General features: G+C 33.2%; 16 protein-coding genes and 1 pseudogene. 14 read left to right on the forward strand and 3 right to left on the reverse strand.

Annotated elements, in window-relative coordinates:
- The 12 genes and pseudogenes from UMM65_RS03105 to miaA all read left to right on the forward strand — a co-directional run bounded on the left by UMM65_RS03105 (position 1) and on the right by miaA (position 13,641).
- The gene (locus UMM65_RS03105) at positions 1–1,509 is read left to right on the forward strand and encodes a DUF1501 domain-containing protein (protein ID WP_321975009.1); all 1,509 of its coding nucleotides are present in this window, start codon (positions 1–3) and stop codon (positions 1,507–1,509) included.
- A 139-nt stretch (positions 1,510–1,648) separates the two neighbouring features.
- Positions 1,649–2,521, forward strand: coding sequence for a sugar phosphate isomerase/epimerase family protein (locus UMM65_RS03110; protein WP_321975010.1), 873 nt, complete (start codon positions 1,649–1,651; stop codon positions 2,519–2,521).
- Complete coding sequence (locus UMM65_RS03115; RefSeq protein WP_321975011.1) at positions 2,521–3,903, forward strand: c-type cytochrome domain-containing protein; 1,383 nt, start codon at positions 2,521–2,523, stop codon at positions 3,901–3,903. The genes UMM65_RS03110 and UMM65_RS03115 overlap by 1 nt, the downstream gene beginning before the upstream one ends.
- A gap of 32 nt (positions 3,904–3,935) precedes the next feature.
- The gene (locus tag UMM65_RS03120) at positions 3,936–5,069 is read left to right on the forward strand and encodes an ABC transporter substrate-binding protein (protein ID WP_321975012.1); all 1,134 of its coding nucleotides are present in this window, start codon (positions 3,936–3,938) and stop codon (positions 5,067–5,069) included.
- Complete coding sequence (locus tag UMM65_RS03125; RefSeq protein ID WP_321975013.1) at positions 5,070–6,098, forward strand: FecCD family ABC transporter permease; 1,029 nt, start codon at positions 5,070–5,072, stop codon at positions 6,096–6,098.
- The gene (locus UMM65_RS03130; RefSeq protein ID WP_321975014.1) at positions 6,095–6,892 is read left to right on the forward strand and encodes an ABC transporter ATP-binding protein; all 798 of its coding nucleotides are present in this window, start codon (positions 6,095–6,097) and stop codon (positions 6,890–6,892) included. The genes UMM65_RS03125 and UMM65_RS03130 overlap by 4 nt, the downstream gene beginning before the upstream one ends.
- 101 nt (positions 6,893–6,993) lie before the next feature.
- Positions 6,994–7,377, forward strand: a pseudogene (locus UMM65_RS03135) (GxxExxY protein).
- A 103-nt stretch (positions 7,378–7,480) separates the two neighbouring features.
- On the forward strand, positions 7,481–8,572 hold the full coding sequence (locus UMM65_RS03140) for a M28 family metallopeptidase (protein ID WP_321975015.1): 1,092 nt from the start codon (positions 7,481–7,483) through the stop codon (positions 8,570–8,572).
- Positions 8,573–9,946, forward strand: coding sequence for an exonuclease domain-containing protein (locus UMM65_RS03145; RefSeq protein ID WP_321975016.1), 1,374 nt, complete (start codon positions 8,573–8,575; stop codon positions 9,944–9,946).
- Positions 9,943–11,901, forward strand: a complete 1,959-nt coding sequence (locus UMM65_RS03150) for a transglutaminase domain-containing protein (RefSeq protein WP_321975017.1) — start codon at positions 9,943–9,945, stop codon at positions 11,899–11,901. Before UMM65_RS03145 ends, UMM65_RS03150 begins: the two co-directional genes overlap by 4 nt.
- Before the next feature lie 5 nt (positions 11,902–11,906).
- Entirely contained in the window at positions 11,907–12,743 is an 837-nt protein-coding gene (locus tag UMM65_RS03155) for an ion transporter (RefSeq protein WP_321975018.1), read from the forward strand.
- Positions 12,736–13,641, forward strand: a complete 906-nt coding sequence (gene miaA / locus UMM65_RS03160; RefSeq protein ID WP_321975019.1) for a tRNA (adenosine(37)-N6)-dimethylallyltransferase MiaA — start codon at positions 12,736–12,738, stop codon at positions 13,639–13,641. Before UMM65_RS03155 ends, miaA begins: the two co-directional genes overlap by 8 nt.
- A gap of 176 nt (positions 13,642–13,817) precedes the next feature.
- Here miaA and UMM65_RS03165 read toward each other — a convergent pair whose 3' ends face one another.
- The 3 genes from UMM65_RS03165 to UMM65_RS03175 are packed head-to-tail and all read right to left on the reverse strand — an operon-like array spanning position 13,818 to position 17,067.
- A complete protein-coding gene (locus UMM65_RS03165) occupies positions 13,818–14,372 on the reverse strand; it encodes a 1-acyl-sn-glycerol-3-phosphate acyltransferase (RefSeq protein WP_321975020.1) in 555 nt (184 codons plus the stop codon).
- Positions 14,373–15,650, reverse strand: a complete 1,278-nt coding sequence (locus UMM65_RS03170) for a D-alanyl-D-alanine carboxypeptidase/D-alanyl-D-alanine-endopeptidase (RefSeq protein WP_321975021.1) — start codon at positions 15,648–15,650, stop codon at positions 14,373–14,375.
- Positions 15,640–17,067, reverse strand: a complete 1,428-nt coding sequence (locus UMM65_RS03175) for an ATP-dependent DNA helicase (RefSeq protein ID WP_321975022.1) — start codon at positions 17,065–17,067, stop codon at positions 15,640–15,642. The genes UMM65_RS03170 and UMM65_RS03175 overlap by 11 nt, the downstream gene beginning before the upstream one ends.
- A gap of 114 nt (positions 17,068–17,181) precedes the next feature.
- On the opposite strand from UMM65_RS03175, the gene UMM65_RS03180 reads away from it, so the two are divergent.
- Both UMM65_RS03180 and UMM65_RS03185 read left to right on the forward strand, forming a co-directional pair.
- Positions 17,182–17,913: a hypothetical protein gene (locus UMM65_RS03180; protein ID WP_321975023.1), complete on the forward strand. Its 732-nt coding sequence runs from the start codon at positions 17,182–17,184 to the stop codon at positions 17,911–17,913.
- The gene (locus tag UMM65_RS03185; protein ID WP_321975024.1) at positions 17,879–18,730 is read left to right on the forward strand and encodes a DUF3822 family protein; all 852 of its coding nucleotides are present in this window, start codon (positions 17,879–17,881) and stop codon (positions 18,728–18,730) included. The genes UMM65_RS03180 and UMM65_RS03185 overlap by 35 nt, the downstream gene beginning before the upstream one ends.
- The last annotated feature ends 7 nt before the right edge of the window (positions 18,731–18,737 follow it).

Raw genomic sequence — 18,737 nt, forward strand, 5'->3', positions numbered from 1 at the left:
ATGGATAAGCTGGAGAGATTAATAAAAGAAAAACTGGAACGTGATATCCAAGCCAAAACACGTAGGCATTTTATTAAACAATGTGCTACAGGTATTGGCGGACTGGCCTTAAGTTCAATTTTTATGGGGTGTGATCCGTTTGTAAGTAAAACTACACAATCAAACTCTGCCTTTACTGAAAGAGATTTGAATCCACTTGCTACCTTGCCGCCTCCTTATGCTCCAAAGGTTAAATCTGTTATTTATTTGCACATGGCGGGTTCTCCATCTCAATTGGAAATGTTCGATTATAAACCTGAACTTTCAAAATTAAACAATGAACTGTGTCCCGATTCATTTTTACGAGGTAAAAAGTTTGCCTTTATTCGTGGTAAACCTAAGTTATTAGGACCACAAGCTAGTTTTAAAAAAGAAGGTGAGTCAGGCAATTGGGTGTCTGATTTTTTACCGCATTTTAAAAATGTTGTGGATGATGTTGCATTTTTAAAAGCTGTACATACCGATCAATTTAATCATGGTCCGGCACAGTTATTTATGCACACAGGTGGTCCACGTTTAGGGAGACCGAGTTTGGGCTCTTGGGTGACTTATGGATTGGGTTCTGAAAATCAGAATTTACCAGGTTTTGTAGTGTTAACCTCTGGAGGAAAACAACCAAGTGCAGGTAAAAGCGTTTGGGGTAGTGGATTTTTACCTTCCGTATATCAGGGTGTTCAGTGTAGGTCTAAAGGTGATCCTGTTTTATATATTGAAGACCCAAAAGGGCTTTCAAGAAACCTTAAAAAGGAAACTATTGATGCTATAAATACTATAAATAAGGAAGAGTATACAAAATATGGAGACCCTGAAATATTGGCTCGTATCAATCAATATGAAATGGCGTACAGAATGCAAATTGCAGTCCCTGAAGTGATGAGTATTGAAAACGAACCTGAAAATATAAAGGAAATGTACGGGGTACAACCTGGAAAAGAATCTTTTGCTAATAATTGTTTATTAGCTAGAAAATTGGTTGAAGATGGGGTTCGTTTTGTCCAATTGTTTGATTGGGGATGGGACAGTCATGGTACTGATCATAGTACAGCAGTTGACTTAGGACTTCGCAACAAGTGTAAGGATATAGATAGACCGATGACGGCTTTAATTCTCGATTTAAAACAACGTGGATTATTAGATGAAACCCTTATAGTTTGGGGCGGGGAATTTGGCAGAACACCTATGCAGGAAAATAGGGAAGGTAAAGAAATGGGCTATAAAGGTAGAGACCATCACGGTGACGCTTTTACTATGTGGATGGCGGGTGGTGGCATTAAAAATGGAGCGGTTCATGGGCAAACCGACGAAATAGGTTTTAATGGAATTGACGGACGTGTATCCGTACATGATGTACATGCTACAATTCTCCATTTATTAGGGTTTAACCATGAAGAATTCACATTCGATTTCCAAGGGAGACCATTTAGACTAACTGATGTGGAAGGAAAAATTATAAATGAAATACTTGCATAAAATAAAGTTTAATCGTTTAGAACCACGTCATGCTGTCCCGAAAGCTTTCAGGATCGTTTCAGCATTGCATTGCAAACTGATTTTAAATGTGACCCTGAAATAAATTCAGGGTGACGAAAGAATAAAATTAAAATATCACATGAAATATTTACTATACATATTCCTTTTTTCGCTTTCAATCCAAAATTTTGCTCAAGAAAAAATATTGTTCTTCCAAATCAATTGGGGCAACACCTTGTCTTGGGATGCTTTTTGCGAAAAAACAAAAGCATCTGGTTATGACGGAATTGAAGTTTGGTTTCCACATGATGCAAAAAATCAAGAGGAATTGAAAGCGGCTTTAAAAAAACACGAATTGGCGGTTATATTTTTAAACGGCACCAACAGATCGTTGCCATTTAATGAGGGATTAGCTGATTTCAAAAAGAATTTAGAAAAAATTATTACTTGGAATCCAGTAGCTATCAATTGTCATACCGGCAACGACTTTTTTACTTTTGAGCAAAATAAAGCGATAATAGATGCTTCAAACGCCGTCAGTAAAAAACACAACATTCCAATTTATCATGAAACGCATCGCGGACGGTTTAGTTATAATCTACCAGATACAAATAACTATTTAAAAGAAATTCCTGAATTAAAATTAACGTTAGATATTAGTCATTGGATGGTTGTACATGAATCCTTGTTGCAAAATCAAGATAAGGAACTGGAAGAAGTAATTACCAAATCACATCATATTCACGCTAGAGTCGGTTATGCCGAAGGCCCACAGGTAAACGACCCAGAAGCACCGGAATGGGCAACCGCTGTAAATAGGCATTTAGACATTTGGGAAAAAGTAATCAAAAAGCAATGGAAAAATAGTGATAAACCTATTACCATAACCACAGAATTCGGTCCAGCTGATTATATGCATACCTTACCTTACACAAGAGTTCCAATAGCTGACCAATGGAAAGCCAATGTGTATATTATGAATGCCATTAAAAAAAGAATGCAAATTAAATAATGGAAATATTAACTCAGTTATTAGGGAGGTTGCATCCCGTTATTGTGCATTTGCCAATCGGCTTTATAATTCTTGGGCTACTGCTCTATTATTTAGGCCAAAAAAAACCGGAATATAAAATCGTTATTCCACTAATTTTTTTACTAGGTGGTATTACCGCCTCATTAGCCTGTGTTTCAGGGTATTTACTATATCAATCAGAAGGGTTTAGTTACGATTCTGTTAAATGGCACTTGTGGTTTGGCATAATCACAGCTATTTTTTGTTTTTTGATGTACTATCGTTTACAAAATAAATCTATGCTAAGAAAATTACCGCTAGTACTTATTGGGATTTTACTGTTCTTTTTAACCTCCTATACAGGACATTTAGGAGGAAGCATTACACATGGCGACGATTATCTAGTTGAACCATTACCTAATAACATTAAAAAAGCTTTGGGCTTCGAAATTTTTGAAGAGAAAAAAATACTTTTAACAGAAAATAATTGGCAAGAAAAGAAGCTTTATGAAGATATTATCCATCCAATACTCAATAATAAATGTGTGAGTTGCCATAATCCTAAAAAATCCAAAGGCGATTTAGCTCTTAATACTTTTGATCATATTTTAGTTGGCGGTGAGAATGGGGAAGTTATCACAGCTAACAATCCCGAAGAAAGCGAATTATATAGTCGTTTAATTTTGCCAGAAGATAACGACGACAGAATGCCCCCAAAAGACAAAACACAATTGACAAATGATGAGATAAAATTGATTGAAACATGGATAGCAATTGGAAATCCAACAGAAAAATCAATTAAAGAACTTGAATTGGAGAAAAATTTATTTCTTTCGTTCTTCCCAAAAATTAACACCAGCTATCCCAATGTCGAAGTTGCTAAAGCTTCTGAGGAAGGAATAAAAAGTGTTGAAGATAAAGGTATTCATGTTGAAAACCTAAGCAAAACCACAAATTTCTTAAGTGTAACCTGTATCAATAAACCAGATTTTACAGATGATGATTTTGAATCTTTATCTAAAATCAGCAATCAAATTGCCGTACTTGACTTAGGCAATACCAAAATAACAGATGCTATTATTGAAAAATTAGCTACTTTAAAACATTTAACAATTTTAAAATTGGACAATACAGCCTTAACAGGGTCAACAATTAAAAAAATATCGAGTTTAGAACACTTAAAGTCGGTAAACTTAACAAATTCAGCTTTTGAGGGCAATTATTTAAAAGATTTTACAAGCTTTAAAAAACTCGAAAAAGTATATATCTACAACACAAATGTCAAATCCGAAACTGTCAAAAGTTTAAACAATGGTAAAATAGTAATTGATTACGGAAATTACGAACTTCCCACCATTGCTAATGACACCATTGTGTATTAAATTCAATACATTTGTCATCTCAAAAATTATCAATGAAATTTTCAAAATCACTATTAATTCTTAGTTTATTATTGTTTCTTAATGCTTGTAAACAAGAAAAAACATCACCAGTAAATAATAATACAAATACTTTAATTAAATATTCAAAAGGATTTGATATACAGATATTTGATAATTACAAAAAATTAATAATCAAATCCCCTTATCCTGATGCAGAAGAGGCATTTGCATATATAATTGTTCCAAAAGGTAATGAAATTCCAGACAGCTTAAAAAATCACAAAATAATAAGAACCCCAGTAGATAAACTAGTGGTAACTTCAACCACACATATACCTATGTTGGAATTATTAGAAGTAGAAAATACATTGGTAGGATTTCCGAATTTAAAATATATTTCATCAGCAAAAACCAGAGCTAGAATCGATAAAGGTCTAATCACCGAATTAGGGAATGAAGAAAGTATAAACACAGAAATTTTGTTAGATGTTTCGCCTGAATTGTTGATCGGGTTTTCAATGAGCAACAACAATAAAATGTTCAACACTATTGAAAAAGCAGGTATTCCTGTAGTTTTGAATGGTGATTGGCTAGAAGAAACGCCTTTGGGGAGAGCGGAATGGATTAAATTTTTCGCTGTGTTTTTTGATAAAGAAAAGGAGGCTGATAGTATTTTTAAGGGTATTGAACAAGAATATATTGAAGCGATAGCAATAGCAAAAAAGGCTACTCGTAAACCGACTGTTTTATCAGGCGTATTGTTCAAAGATATTTGGAATTTACCGGCAGGAGATAGTTTTGTCGCTCAATTTCTAAAAGATGCCAATACCGATTATCTTTGGGCAGATAGCGAAGGGAAAGGAAGTCTTTCATTAAGCTTTGAATCTGTTTATGACAAAGGCCAGAATGCTGAATTTTGGATTGCCCCGGGGCATTACAATAGTTTAGAGCAGTTAGAAAATGCCAACGAGCATTATACAAAGTTCGAGGCATTTCAAAAGAAAAATGTTTTTTCATTTACATTAAAAAAAGGTGAAACCGGAGGAGCTTTGTATTACGAATTAGCTCCTGTTCAACCACATATTGTATTAAAGGACATCATAAAAATTACGCACCCTGAATTACTTGAAGATTATACACCATTTTACTTAGAACTGCTTCAATAAGTGAAAAATCAAGCAACATATTCGTTAAAATTTCTACTATTTTTCGGAATATTACTTGTTGCATTTCTCATCAATATCAGTTTAGGTTCAGTTGATATTCCATTAGAAGATATCGTAAAAATACTTTTTGGTAGTGATTCTATTAAGGAAACTTGGCAAGGTATTATCCTGAATTTTCGTTTACCTAAAGCCATCACAGCCATTTTAGTGGGCATAGGGCTTTCAATAAGCGGGTTATTAATGCAAACTTTGTTTAGAAATCCCTTAGCGGGACCTTTTGTATTGGGTATTAGCTCTGGGGCAAGTTTAGGCGTAGCTTTATTGATTTTAGGAACTTCTGCTTTTGCAGGTGCTTCAGCGATTTTGTCAATATCAAATTTAGGTATTGCCCTAGCAGCGAGTTTGGGTGCATTTTTAGTGTTGGCAGTTGTAATGTTAATCGCCAAAAACATCAAAAATACCATGTCTATACTTATAATCGGATTAATGTTTGGTAGTTTTACGGCTGCTATTATCAGCATTTTAGCTTATTTTAGTAGTGCAGAAAGTTTGCAACAATATGTGTTTTGGACATTTGGCAGCTTGGGTAATCTTACTTGGAGTGAAATAGTCATACTCTTAATAATTACCGTACTTAGTTTAGGTATTGTAATAGTTATCATAAAACCTTTAAACAGTTTATTATTGGGTGAAAATTATGCTGTAAGTTTAGGTGTAAACCTTAAAAAAGCACGTAATTTAACGATGATAGCTACTGGGTTATTAACTGGGGTTATTACAGCATTTTCTGGCCCTATCGCTTTTATAGGTTTGGCGGTTCCTCATTTAACTAAATTGCTTATAAAGACATCTGATCACAAAATACTCATACCAGCGGTTGCAATTATCGGAGCCATTGTTATGCTTTTTAGCGATACCATCGCTCAATTACCGCTAAGCGAATACACTTTACCCATTAACGCAGTAACCTCGTTATTTGGTGCACCGGTTGTTATTTGGTTGCTTATTAGAAAAAGAAATAACTATTGATTGATAAAAGTTCAAATATCGTCTTAAAAACTAATAATCTAAAAATAGGTTATCAGCACAAAAAACAAACGTTTTGTGTAGCTGATAATATCAATATCACCTTGTCAAAAGGTCAATTTGTTTGTTTATTGGGTAAGAATGGCATTGGAAAATCAACCTTATTAAGAACCTTGACCAAAGTTCAATCTGGTTTAGGTGGAAATATCTTGATTGACAATAAATCGTTGGAAACCATTTCTAATATTGACTTGGCAAAAAAAATGAGCTTGGTGTTGACCGAAAAAATTCCAGATAGCAATCTGAATGTTTACGAAATTATCGCATTAGGCAGACAGCCTTATACTAATTGGATAGGTAATTTAACAGATAACGATAAAACCTATGTTGATTTTGCTATAGAACAAACTAATATTAGAGGTATTGTTTATAAAAAATACAATGAACTAAGCGATGGTCAATTACAGAAAGTAATGATAGCCAGGGCATTGGCACAAAATACCGAAATCATAATCTTAGATGAACCCACAGTACATTTAGATATTCAAAATAAAGTGGAAATCTTTAAATTGTTGAAAACCTTGAGCCTTAAACACGAGAAGACAATTTTAATTTCTTCTCATGAAATTCAGTTAGCATTACAATTGGCGAATCAATTATGGTTGATGAACGATGAAGGTATAATTTCAGGACCGACCGAAAATTTAATTGCCAATGGAAGTGTCGCCAATTTATTTTCATCAAATTTGGTTACTTTTGACGCAAAATCTAAGCAATTTATTATTAATCCCGAGTAATTAGTTACATTTGAACGCTAAAATCTTGTTAGCCCAAATAAAAAGGTTTCACGCAAAGTACGCAAAGAAACAAAACGCAAAGGCCGCGGAGAAAGAGAAAAATGCAAATTACAGAAAACGATATCTCATATAACGTAATTGGTGCGGCGATAGAGCTGCATAAGACATTAGGTCCCGGTTTATTGGAATCGGCTTATGAAAGTGCTTTGGCTTACGATTTAATCGAAATGGGCTATAACGTAAAACAACAAGTACCAATGCCTTTTGTTTACAAAAAGGTAAAATAGAATGTAGGCTATAGAGTGGATTTGATTATAAACGATAAAGTTTTAATAGAAATTAAATCCGTAGAAACCTTGGCTCCAGTTCATTTTGCACAAACATTGACCTATTTAAAATTGTCAAACTTAAAATTAGGACTGCTGATGAATTTCAATAACAAATTATTAAAAACCAATATTCATAGAATAGTAAATAATTTATAGAACAATTTCTTTGTGATCTTTGCGTAAAACCTTTGCGAACTTTGCGTGAAATATCACACCAATTAATTATCGTTTTTTTCAAAAATAAAATATCATTTAAAATATGAAAATTAGCCTTATTACAATTATTTTCTCACTATTGCTCTCCTGTGGCAGTTCACAATCCAGTTCAGACCAAAACACAAACCCTCCCACAAAAACAAGAAGTACCAGTATTGATCCTGTTAAAAATAAGGTTAAAGAACCTTCAGAGCTAAATTTAATCAAAGATTATGCGAAGGAATATGCCGAAACCATCACACAAGAAGATTTAAAGAAAGTACTATATACTTTAGCATCCGACGAATATGAAGGCAGGTTTACGGGAGAAGAAGGACAAAAAAAAGCTGCAAAATATATTTCAGATTATTATAAAGGTTTAAACATTGCCGCTGCAAATTCGGATGGTAATTATTTACAGACAATTCCTAAAGATTATTTTCGTGGTAGTGCTAAAAATGATTCTGAAAATGTGGTTGCTTTTATAAAAGGCTCAGAAAAACCCGATGAGTACATTGTACTTTCCGCACATTACGACCATGTTGGCATTAAAGGTGGAAAAATTTATAACGGTGCCGATGATGATGCTTCGGGCAACTCTGCAATATTGGAAATTGCAGAGGCCTTTCAACAGGCTGTAAAAGAAGGTAACGGCCCAAAACGTTCCATTGTGTTTTTACATGTTACGGGTGAGGAAATCGGTTTGTACGGTTCAAAATACTATACGGAGAATCCTATTTTTCCTTTAGAAAATACAGTTGCAAATTTAAATATAGATATGGTGGGGAGAGTTGACAAAAAACATGCCGAAAATCCAGAATTTGTATATTTGATAGGTGCGGATAAATTAAGTACTGAACTTCATGAACTTTCAGAAGCTACCAATAAAAAATACACCAATTTAGAATTGGACTATACCTTTAATGATGAAAACGACCCTAATAGATTCTATTACAGGTCAGATCACTATAACTTTGCCAAGAACAATATTCCCATTATATTTTACTTTAACGGAGTTCATGAAGATTATCACAAACATTCTGACACTCCAGACAAAATAAGGTACGACTTACTTCAAAAAAGGGCTCAATTGGTATTTTATACTGTTTGGGAAATAGCCAATAGAGACAAAAGATTAGTAGTAGATAAAAAATAGTTGTACGCTGTTGTTGACATAGAAACTACTGGCGGTAAGTACAATGAAGAAGGTATTACCGAAATCGCCATCCACAAATTTGACGGCCATCAGATCGTTGATAGTTTTATCAGTTTGGTAAATCCCGAACGTAGTATTCAACCTTTTGTGGTCAATTTAACGGGTATCAACAACCAAATGCTCCGCAATGCTCCTAAATTTTATGAGGTGGCTAAACGGATTATAGAAATTACCAACGAATGCATTATCGTTGCCCATAACTCCAAATTTGATTACAGAATATTACGCACAGAATTTAAACGTCTAGGTTATGAATATGAACGTGAATCGTTATGCACCGTTGAGCTAAGTAAAAAACTGATTCCAGATTTAAATTCTTACAAATTAGGGAAATTGTGCAGAACGCTCGGTATCCCGGTAACGGACAGGCATAGGGCCAATGGTGATGCTATTGCCACCACAAAACTATTTCAATTATTGTTGGATAAAGATCTTGAAAAAGAGATAATCAAAAGTACCGTTAGAAACGAGCCTAAATTACAGCTTGACCCAAAACTGATAGATATTGTAGAAAGTTTGCCCACAAAAACAGGAGTTTATTACATGCACCGCTCAGATGGTGAAATTATTTATATAGGTAAAAGTAAAAACATAAAAAAACGGGTCAATCAGCATTTTACAAATAGCAGTCATAAATCAAAAAAAATACAAGCTCAAGTAGTTAGCGTTACTTATGAAATTACAGGTAGTGAACTTGTAGCGTTACTTAAAGAAAGTGAAGAGATAAAACGAAATAAACCAATATTTAACAGAGCTTTACGTAGAACTATTTTTACCCATGCTTTATACAGATTTAAAGATAAAAAAGGATATATCAATTTGAAAATTGATAAGGTTGATGGCCGCAAAAACCCAATAACCACATTCGCGAATAGGCAAAGTGCCAAAAGCCATTTGTTCAAAATTACCGAAGAATTCAGCCTTTGTCAAAAATTAACGGGACTTTACGAAACCAAGTCAAATTGCTTCAATTACACCATAAAAAACTGTAACGGTGCATGCATATTAGAAGAATTACCCGAAGATTACAATAGGCGTGTTAAACAAGTAATTGATAAACATAGCTTTGAAAATAAAAACATGGTTATTGTTGATAAAGGTAGAGAATATGACGAACATAGTGCCATATTAATTGAAAACGGAGAATTTAAAGGTATAGGCTTTTATAATTTGAATTATCAAATAAATAATATTGAAGTATTAAAATCGTTAATAACATCCATGGAAAATAACAGAGATGTACAGCATATTATAAAAAGTTATTTGCGTAGAAATAGAGTAAAAAATATAGTGAATTTATTATTACCTGAATGAAACATATTACGTCTGTAATACTGATATTGTTGATTGGGTTCAAAGGCTTATCACAAACAAAAGATACTTATACTTTTGGCAAAATATCACAGCAAGATTTCGATCTTAATGTTTATGAAAGAGATTCAACCGCCAACGCTGTTTATCTATATGAAAAAGGCGAGACTACTTTTAAAGAGACTCATACTTCAATAATTATTAGCACGAAGTACTATGCTAAAATTAAGATTTTCAATAAAGAAGCTTTTGATATTGCAACTGTTGAAATACCTATCTATAACAACAAGAACTCTAGTGAAAAAGTCAAAAACATTAGGGCAATTACCCACAATGGTATACAAAAAACGTACCTTTCAAAAGATAATATTTATACTGATAAAATAAATGATAATTGGTCTGAAGTTAAGTTTACAATGCCCAATTTAAAAGAAAACAGTATAATTGAGTACGAATATACCTTAGAATCACCTTTTAAGTTCAATTTTACTGGATGGGAATTCCAAGCCGAGATACCAAAAGTAGAAAGTATGTTTTATGCTTTAATTCCGGGTAACTATATTTACAATAGAAGGTTAGATGGTTTTCAAAAATTATCTCAAAACGAATCTAAAGTCAAGAAAAGGTGTTTTTCCATATCAGGCATAAGAGGCGAGGCAGATTGTGAAGAACTTTTTTATGCCATGGAAAATATTCCTGCCTTTATTGAAGAAGATTATATGACCGCCAAAAAAAATTATCTTTCTGCTATAAAATTTGAGCTATCTGAATATAGGGGGTTTGACGGTGTTAACACTAAGTTTACCAAAACATGGAAAGATGTTGATAGGGAATTTAAAACGGATAAAAACATAGGCAGACAACTCAGAAAAGTAGATTATCTAGAAAAACAACTTCCTGAAGACCTTTTGACGGGAATTAACGACCTAAAAAAAGCAAAAAAAATCTATGCATTTATAAAAAATCATTTTACATGGAATGGAAAAACGAGATTATTTCGCGAAGTAGACGTAAAAGAGGCTTTTTCGAATAAAATTGGAAATTCAACTGAAATCAATATTGCATTGATTAATGCTTTATCCGCAGTTGGTTTTGATGCTGAAATTGTTATGTTGTCAACAAGAGATAATGGTTTGCCCACAAAATTGTATCCCGTTATGACGGATTTTAACTATGCCATTGCAAAACTAAATATAAATGATAAAAGTTATTTATTAGATGCAACAGATAGATTAATGCCATTTGGAAAATTACCGTTCAACACATTAAACACCTACGGAAGGGTAATGAATTTTAAAAAAGGAAGTTATTGGACAGATATAATACCCGATAAAAACAACAGGGTACTAATGTCAATGGATTTAGAAATAGATGAAAACGGGAATTTTCATGGAATTATTAAAAATTTATACTCTGGTTATAGAGCATTAAATAAAAGAAGGGAAATTAAAGAGGTTGCCGAAGAAAATTATTTAGATAAAATTGAAAATGACGATAATATTATCGTAAATTCTTATAAAAATTCTAATCTTGAAGAAACTGATAAAAACCTAAAAGAAGAGTTTGATATTACTATTGAAAGTAATATGAATGAGAAATTGCTATTGATAAATCCTTTTATTTTGTCTAAGACAGGTAAAAATCCTTTTCAATTAAAAGAAAGGTCTTACCCAGTAGACTTTGGATACGCTCGCTCTTTTACCTATACCTTAACCTTAAAAGTGCCTGATAATTATAAAGTGAAATCTTTACCAGAGAATGTTGCTTTTAAACTACCAAACGAGGGTGGTCGGTACATTTTCGGAATTGAACAAAAAGGTGATGAAATTAAAATGATTTATAAATTTTCAGTGGATAGATATTATTTTGTTCCTGAAGAATATCCTTATTTAAAAGAATTCTACGCACAAATTATCAAAACTCAAAATTCTTTGATAACTTTAGAAAAAAATAAATAAAGGTTTTGGAAGATCCGAACGAAAAACATCACAGACATTGGCGTGCAACACTGCACGAAATAATCTACGGTACGCATACGCCTGCTGGTAGATTGTTTGACGTAGTATTGCTAATTGTAATTCTTTACAGCATCATAATCGTAATGCTGGAAAGCATAAAGGAATATGACGTAGAGTATCATGCATTTTTTAACATATCGGAATGGGTAGTGACCATACTTTTTTCCATTGAATATATTTTAAGGATAATCTGTGTTAAACGACCAAAGAAATATATTTTAAGTTTTTACGGTATTATTGATTTACTATCTACAATCCCTAAGTACCTATCGTTTTTTGTCTCTGGATCACAATATTTTGCGGCCTTTAGAGCATTACGACTGCTGAGGGTATTTAGGATTTTGAAATTGGTTCGCTTTTTGGGCGAATCAAATAATCTGATAAAAGCTATAAGAGCCAGCAGAGCCAAAATATTTGTTTTTGTTTTTTCCGTAATGATTATTTCGGTTATTTTAGGTACCGTAATGTATTTGGTGGAAGGTGCTGAACACGGTTTTAACAGCATTCCACATAGTATTTACTGGACAATTGTTACATTGACCACAGTTGGCTATGGCGATATTTCACCACAAACACCCTTGGGCCAATTTATAGCCACTATTATTATGATAATTGGTTATGGAATTATAGCTGTCCCTACGGGAATTGTATCGGCCGAATATACCGCCAGTAAAAAAATTGACCATCATGATGGTAGGGCTTGTGTGTCTTGTGGTGCCGAAATTCACCGTAGTGATGCGGATTTTTGTAGAAAATGCGGACATAAATTACCTGATGACTAATTATTTAATAACCATTGTTGGCCCCACAGCTATTGGTAAAACCGAATTGAGCATCGCTGTTGCCAATCATTTTAACACGGAAATAATCTCTTCGGATTCCAGACAGTTTTATAAAGAAATGAATATCGGCACAGCTGTACCCGATCAAGACGAACTAAAGGCGGTAAAACATCATTGTATTCAACATATTTCCATTCACGATTCGTATAGTGTAGGTCATTTTGAAAAAGATGCCACCTTAAAGTTGGGCGAATTATTTAAACAGCATAAAGTAGTTGTAATGGTTGGTGGAAGTGGTTTATATACCGATGCCGTTTTATATGGTTTGGATAATTTCCCAAAGGTTGACCCACAGATACGGAAAGATTTAAAGCTACAATTTAAAGATAAGGGAATTTCTGCATTACAAAAACAATTAAAGGATTTAGATGCTGAAACCTACCAAAATATTGACTTAGAAAATCATCAACGTGTTATTAGGGCATTGGAAATTTGTATCGGTACAGGTAAACCTTTTTCATCGTTCCAGACCAAAAACAAGGTAAAAAGAAACTTTATACCCATAAAAATAGGATTGACTACGGACAGGAAAATTGTTTATAATAGAATCAATAAACGTGTTGATATAATGATAGAAAATGGTTTGCTTAAAGAAGCGAAAAAATTATTTAAACACAAAGAATTAAATGCTTTACAAACAGTAGGTTATAAAGAATTATTTAAGTATTTTGAAGAAGAGTATACATTAGATTTCGCAATTGAAGAAATCAAAAAAAATACCCGCCGATTTGCCAAAAGGCAGTTGACTTGGTATCGGAAAGATGAAGATATTTTATGGTTCGATTATAAGGAAAAACCTGAGAAAATTGTGGATTCGTTGAATCGTTTAATTGTTTAATTGTTTAATCAATGAACAAGAGTGAGAAAAGTTGTACCACAGAGACACACAGAGCAATCGCAGAGGTTCACAGAGAGAAACGGGGGTTAATTTCCTGCTTTTTTGTCTGAAATTCAGAGAGTTGAATTAAAAAAATCCTCGTATTTTGTACCTCTAACCTCGTACCTTTTTTCATTTTAAAATATCTTTTTATTATAATTTTCAGGATGTTTTCCAGTAATATCTTTATAAAAGTCTTGAATAATGGTCATGTCTTTTTCAAAATCGCCAGATAAATACAATACCTCTCCTACTCCAGCAATTTTCTTTTTAAAATCTACAAAGCACAAACAAACAGGCACATTTGTTTTTATGGCAATATGATAAAATCCTGTTTTCCATCTATCTACTCTTTTTCTAGTACCTTCCGCAGGAACGCCCAAAGCTAATTTATCGGAATTATTAAACAGGTTTACAGCGTAATCCACCATATTGTTGTGTTTACTTCTATCTACACCAATACCACCTAACCATCTAAAAAAATAGCCGTGCAAACCTCTGGTATAAAAATTTTTGATAAAAAATTTAGCTTTAATGTTCGCTTTCCAATAAATGGCCAAACCAAATAGCATATCCCAATTGGAAGTATGTGGTGCCCCGAGCATTACACATTTATCCACCCTAAAATTTGGGTGATAAACCGATTTGTAACCAAAAAGGAAAAGAATAAAACTGCCTAGGAGTTTTTTCATTTAATAACTGTTATAAATCTTCATCAATGCCACTTCCATTTCTTTCTTAACTTTACTTGAAGAGCCAGAATAATGATTGTTCATATAACTAAAAATCAAAAACGTTCCTTTTTTGGTGATTAGATAACCACTTAAACAGTGAACGCCATTTAAAGTTCCAGTCTTGGCCCAAACGAAAGGTGTTCCGTTATTTGCATACCAATTTTTTATGGTTCCCGATTTGCCTCCTACGGGGAAATAATCCAATAATTTTTCCCTTGGAATTTCCCTGTACATTTTTTCCAGTAATTTTACCGTATTTTCTGGGGTAAACTGATTGTACCTTGATAGACCAGAGCCATCTGCCCATCTCACTTCATGAGGCAAGTCCTGTAAATAGTTTTCAATGGCATATTTTATACCTTCGTCCGAACTGTATTTTCCAGACACTTCTTTACCCACTTGCAGCATCAACTGTTCGGCAATAAAATTATCGCTAATGGTCAACATTTGCTTGTAAAGGCTATCGTAACGCTGACTATAAATATAATTAAAATGATGATTCGGTTTTAGCGGAACTAGCTTTATTTTCTTACCAATAGTATCACTTAACAAATCCGCCGTCAACTGGTTTGAGGTTATAAACGGCACTTCGTAAGTGCGTTGACTGTTTTTTGCAATATAAAAATTGTTTTCCCGTAAATCCCTTCGCATCCTAGTCGAATCCAATGGTTTAATCTTGTTTTTTAACAATGTTGGATAACTTTTAATTTCCCCCAAATCCCATTTATAGGTTAGCATATTTCCATAAATAGGAAAAAGACTTCTTTCGGGCTGGTAATAATACGGATAATCTCCCCAAGCCCAGCCTGCACCAAAGGCAGGTCCTTCAATAGTTGCATCTATCATATAGAGACTATCTTTTGAATTTTTTAGAAAATTTAATACTTTATTGCTTTCAAAGGCATATAAAAGGGATGGATCAGCAGTTCCTTTTATTACCAAAGAATCTTGCGACTTATAGTATGCTAAACTCTTAACAGAATCTTTAAATGTACGATAGGCGGCATAAAATGTATAGATTTTTGTATTTGAAGCAGGTGTAAAAAACTTTGCTCCATTATGGTTTACAATCTGTTTTTGAGTAGCGGGGTTGTACAACACAAATCCTTTAAAAAAATTGGAAGATTCATTGTGCTTTTTAAAATTGTTTTTTAGTTGGTGAGTTGTTCCACATGAAGTTATTAAAGTGGTAATAATTAACACTTTAATAAGTTTTATATAAAGTTTATTTTTCAAAATACTCATCTTTAAATCCTATTAGATGTAATTTTTCCTGAGCTCGGGTAACGGCTGTGTACAACCATCTAAAATATGCCAAACTTGGTCCTTCCGCCAAATAGGGCTGTTCTATAAAAACCGTTTTCCATTGTCCTCCTTGCGATTTATGACACGTCATAGCATACGAAAACTTAATTTGCAAGGCATTGAAATAAATGTTCTTTTTTATGGCCAATAATTTTTTATAGCCCGAGAGTTCCTCTTCGTAATCTTTGCCTACCTCTTGATACAATCTGTTAGACTCTTCATGGGTTAACGAAGGACTTTCGCTCGTTAAGGTATCCAATAAAATTACCGTATCAAAAGGCTGTTGATCGGGATAATCTATCATCCTAATAGTAACTTCTGCAAATCTAAATCCATATAAATCCTTATAATCAGAAATTCTTAGTATTTCACAAATATCGCCATTTGCTATAAACCTAGCATCGGAATTATCTTCCAACCAAAAATAGTTATTTTTTACAACCATTACATAATCGCCCGTGGTAATTTCATTTTCCTGTCCGCGGATAATACTTCTAATTTGCTGGTTGTATAAATTGGCACGCTTATTAGAACGCACGATAAAAGCAGTATCTTCCACTCCACAGCTATCGTATGCCCGGGTAATGGCGTCTTGTATATCATATCCGTCGGTTAAGCGGATAACGTCGGGAAAGTTCAGATTGAAAGTAAAATTATCGTAAATACCATTGGATAATAATTCGCGAATTTTTGTTGCATTTTCTAAAATGCCTGAATCTTGATGTTGCCGCATTACTTCATCAAGCTCAATTTCAATTACTTTTTTATGATAATTTACCGCTAACGTTTCCGCTTTCAGGGCAGGGCTCAATTCCAACTTTACAGGTGGTAATTGGGCGGTATCGCCAACAAAAATAAGTTTACAGTTTTTACCGGAATATACATAAGACAAAAGATCATCCAATAAAGAAGCTTGGTCGGAAAATTTTACATTACCAGTATTGTCTGGAATCATTGAAGCTTCATCTACAATAAACAAAGTGTTTGTATGTTTGTTTTGTTGTAAAGTAAAAGCCACTCCCCCATTACTGGACTTACGTGGATGGTAAATTTTTTTATGGATTGTAAATGCCTTTTTGTTTGAATAATTAGAAATAACCTTTGCGGCCCTGCCTGTAGGTGCCAATAAAACTGATTTCATGTTTACCTCTCCCAGATTATTTACCAAGGTGCTCATAGTGGTAGTTTTACCAGTACCAGCAAAGCCTTTTAATAAAAAAATAGTATTTTTATCTATATCGAAAATATAAGCAGATAATTTGTGCAATAAACTATCTTGAACGGTGGTTGGAGTAAACGGAAACTTGCTTTTAAGTTTTTTATAAAAATCTAAAGGGCTAGTAATCATTAAGTTTTTTACTGAAACATCAAAGGTACAAATTGATTTACCATAAAAGTTTTAACTTTAATTTTTTTTTGTAGATTTGCTGTATAACCATTTAAAAATCAAATTTATTTAAAGATGAACACAATTCTAATCATCCTTGCATCAATTGTAGCAGTTGGATTGCTCGCTTATTTAATAGTAAATAAGATTCCAAAAGGGGTAAGACCCATCATTTCTATTTTACTTTGGGTGCTAATAGCATTTTTGGGCTATAACATTTACCAATCTATTATGGCTCCAATCGCTTTTAATAAGGAAAAGGAAAAAAGATATGCTAAAGTTATTGATAATCTAAAAATGATACGTGATGCCCAATTGGCTCATAGAGAAGTGACCGGTAGCTTTACGGACAAACCTACTGACCTTATAAAATTTATTGATACTGCTAAATTTGCTATTACCGAGACAAAAAATATTGTAGTTCAGGAACAAAGGGGTGCACTTACCATAGATGTAGAAAAAAGGGTTGTGGATACTTTAGGATTTAAAGATGTCCGTGCCGATTTTGCAGGCAGGGATTATAAAAATATGTTCGATGTACCTGATACCAATGCAAAATTTGATTTACAAACAAGTACCGTAGAAAAAGTTCAAGGAATTAAAGCTTCGGTATTTGAAGCTAAAGTAGATAAGGCTATTGTTCTTGATGGTTTGGATAAAGATTTGATAAGGCAAGAAAAAGAAGCTTTGGGCGGAGTTGATGTTAGGGGTGAGTATATATCTGTAGGCTCTTTGGAAGATGTTAAAACCGGAGGTAACTGGCCACCTAAATATGATACAGCAGAAGAAAAAGATAAGAACGAATAATATAGATGTCAAACATCTAGAAAACAATCATTTATCCATCCAATTCAGTTTGGGTGGATTTTCTTTTTGTGTCTTAGACAAAGAGAACAATAATTTTATAGCACTTAACGATTATGTTTTTAACGAGCCAAATAATTCCCCACAAAGACTGATTGCTAATATTTCTTCAATTTTTGGAAACGATGGACTGTTAAAACTAAAGTACAGTTCAGTTAATGTAACGCATATCAATGATTTATTTACATTAGTGCCAAAACCACTATTCAACGAAGAAAAATTGCAAGAATACGTTAGTTTCAACACTAAAGTCTATCCGCAAGATTACTTGGTTTTTGATGAAATAAAAAATTTAGATGTCATTAGTATCTTTATACCCTTTGTTAATATCAATAATTTCTTAATAGATCAATTCAGTCGTTTTGAGTATAAGCACAACTCAACCGTATTAATAGAAAACTTATTGTCAATTTATAAGTATAGTTTAGTCCCTAAAGTATTTGCCCATGTTGCCCACGGTCATTTTGAGTTGATTGTTATAGCAAACAAAAAATTACAGTTTTACAATACATTCAAATTTTCTACTAAAGAAGATTTTATCTATTATGTTTTATTTACCGCTGAACAATTAAAATTGAATCCTGAAAAATTTGAATTTATACTTTTAGGTAATATTGACAAAGAAGATGATCTCTATAATATTGCTTATAAATATATAAGAAATGTAAGTCTTTTAGAAAATAGGTCAAAATATAGTTTTGACGAAGCATTTACCGAAAACGATAAACGGACGTATTATTCCATATTAAACCAATACTAATGCTTTT

The organism is Aureibaculum koreense, assembly GCF_034296135.1.
GTDB lineage: Bacteria > Bacteroidota > Bacteroidia > Flavobacteriales > Flavobacteriaceae > Aureibaculum.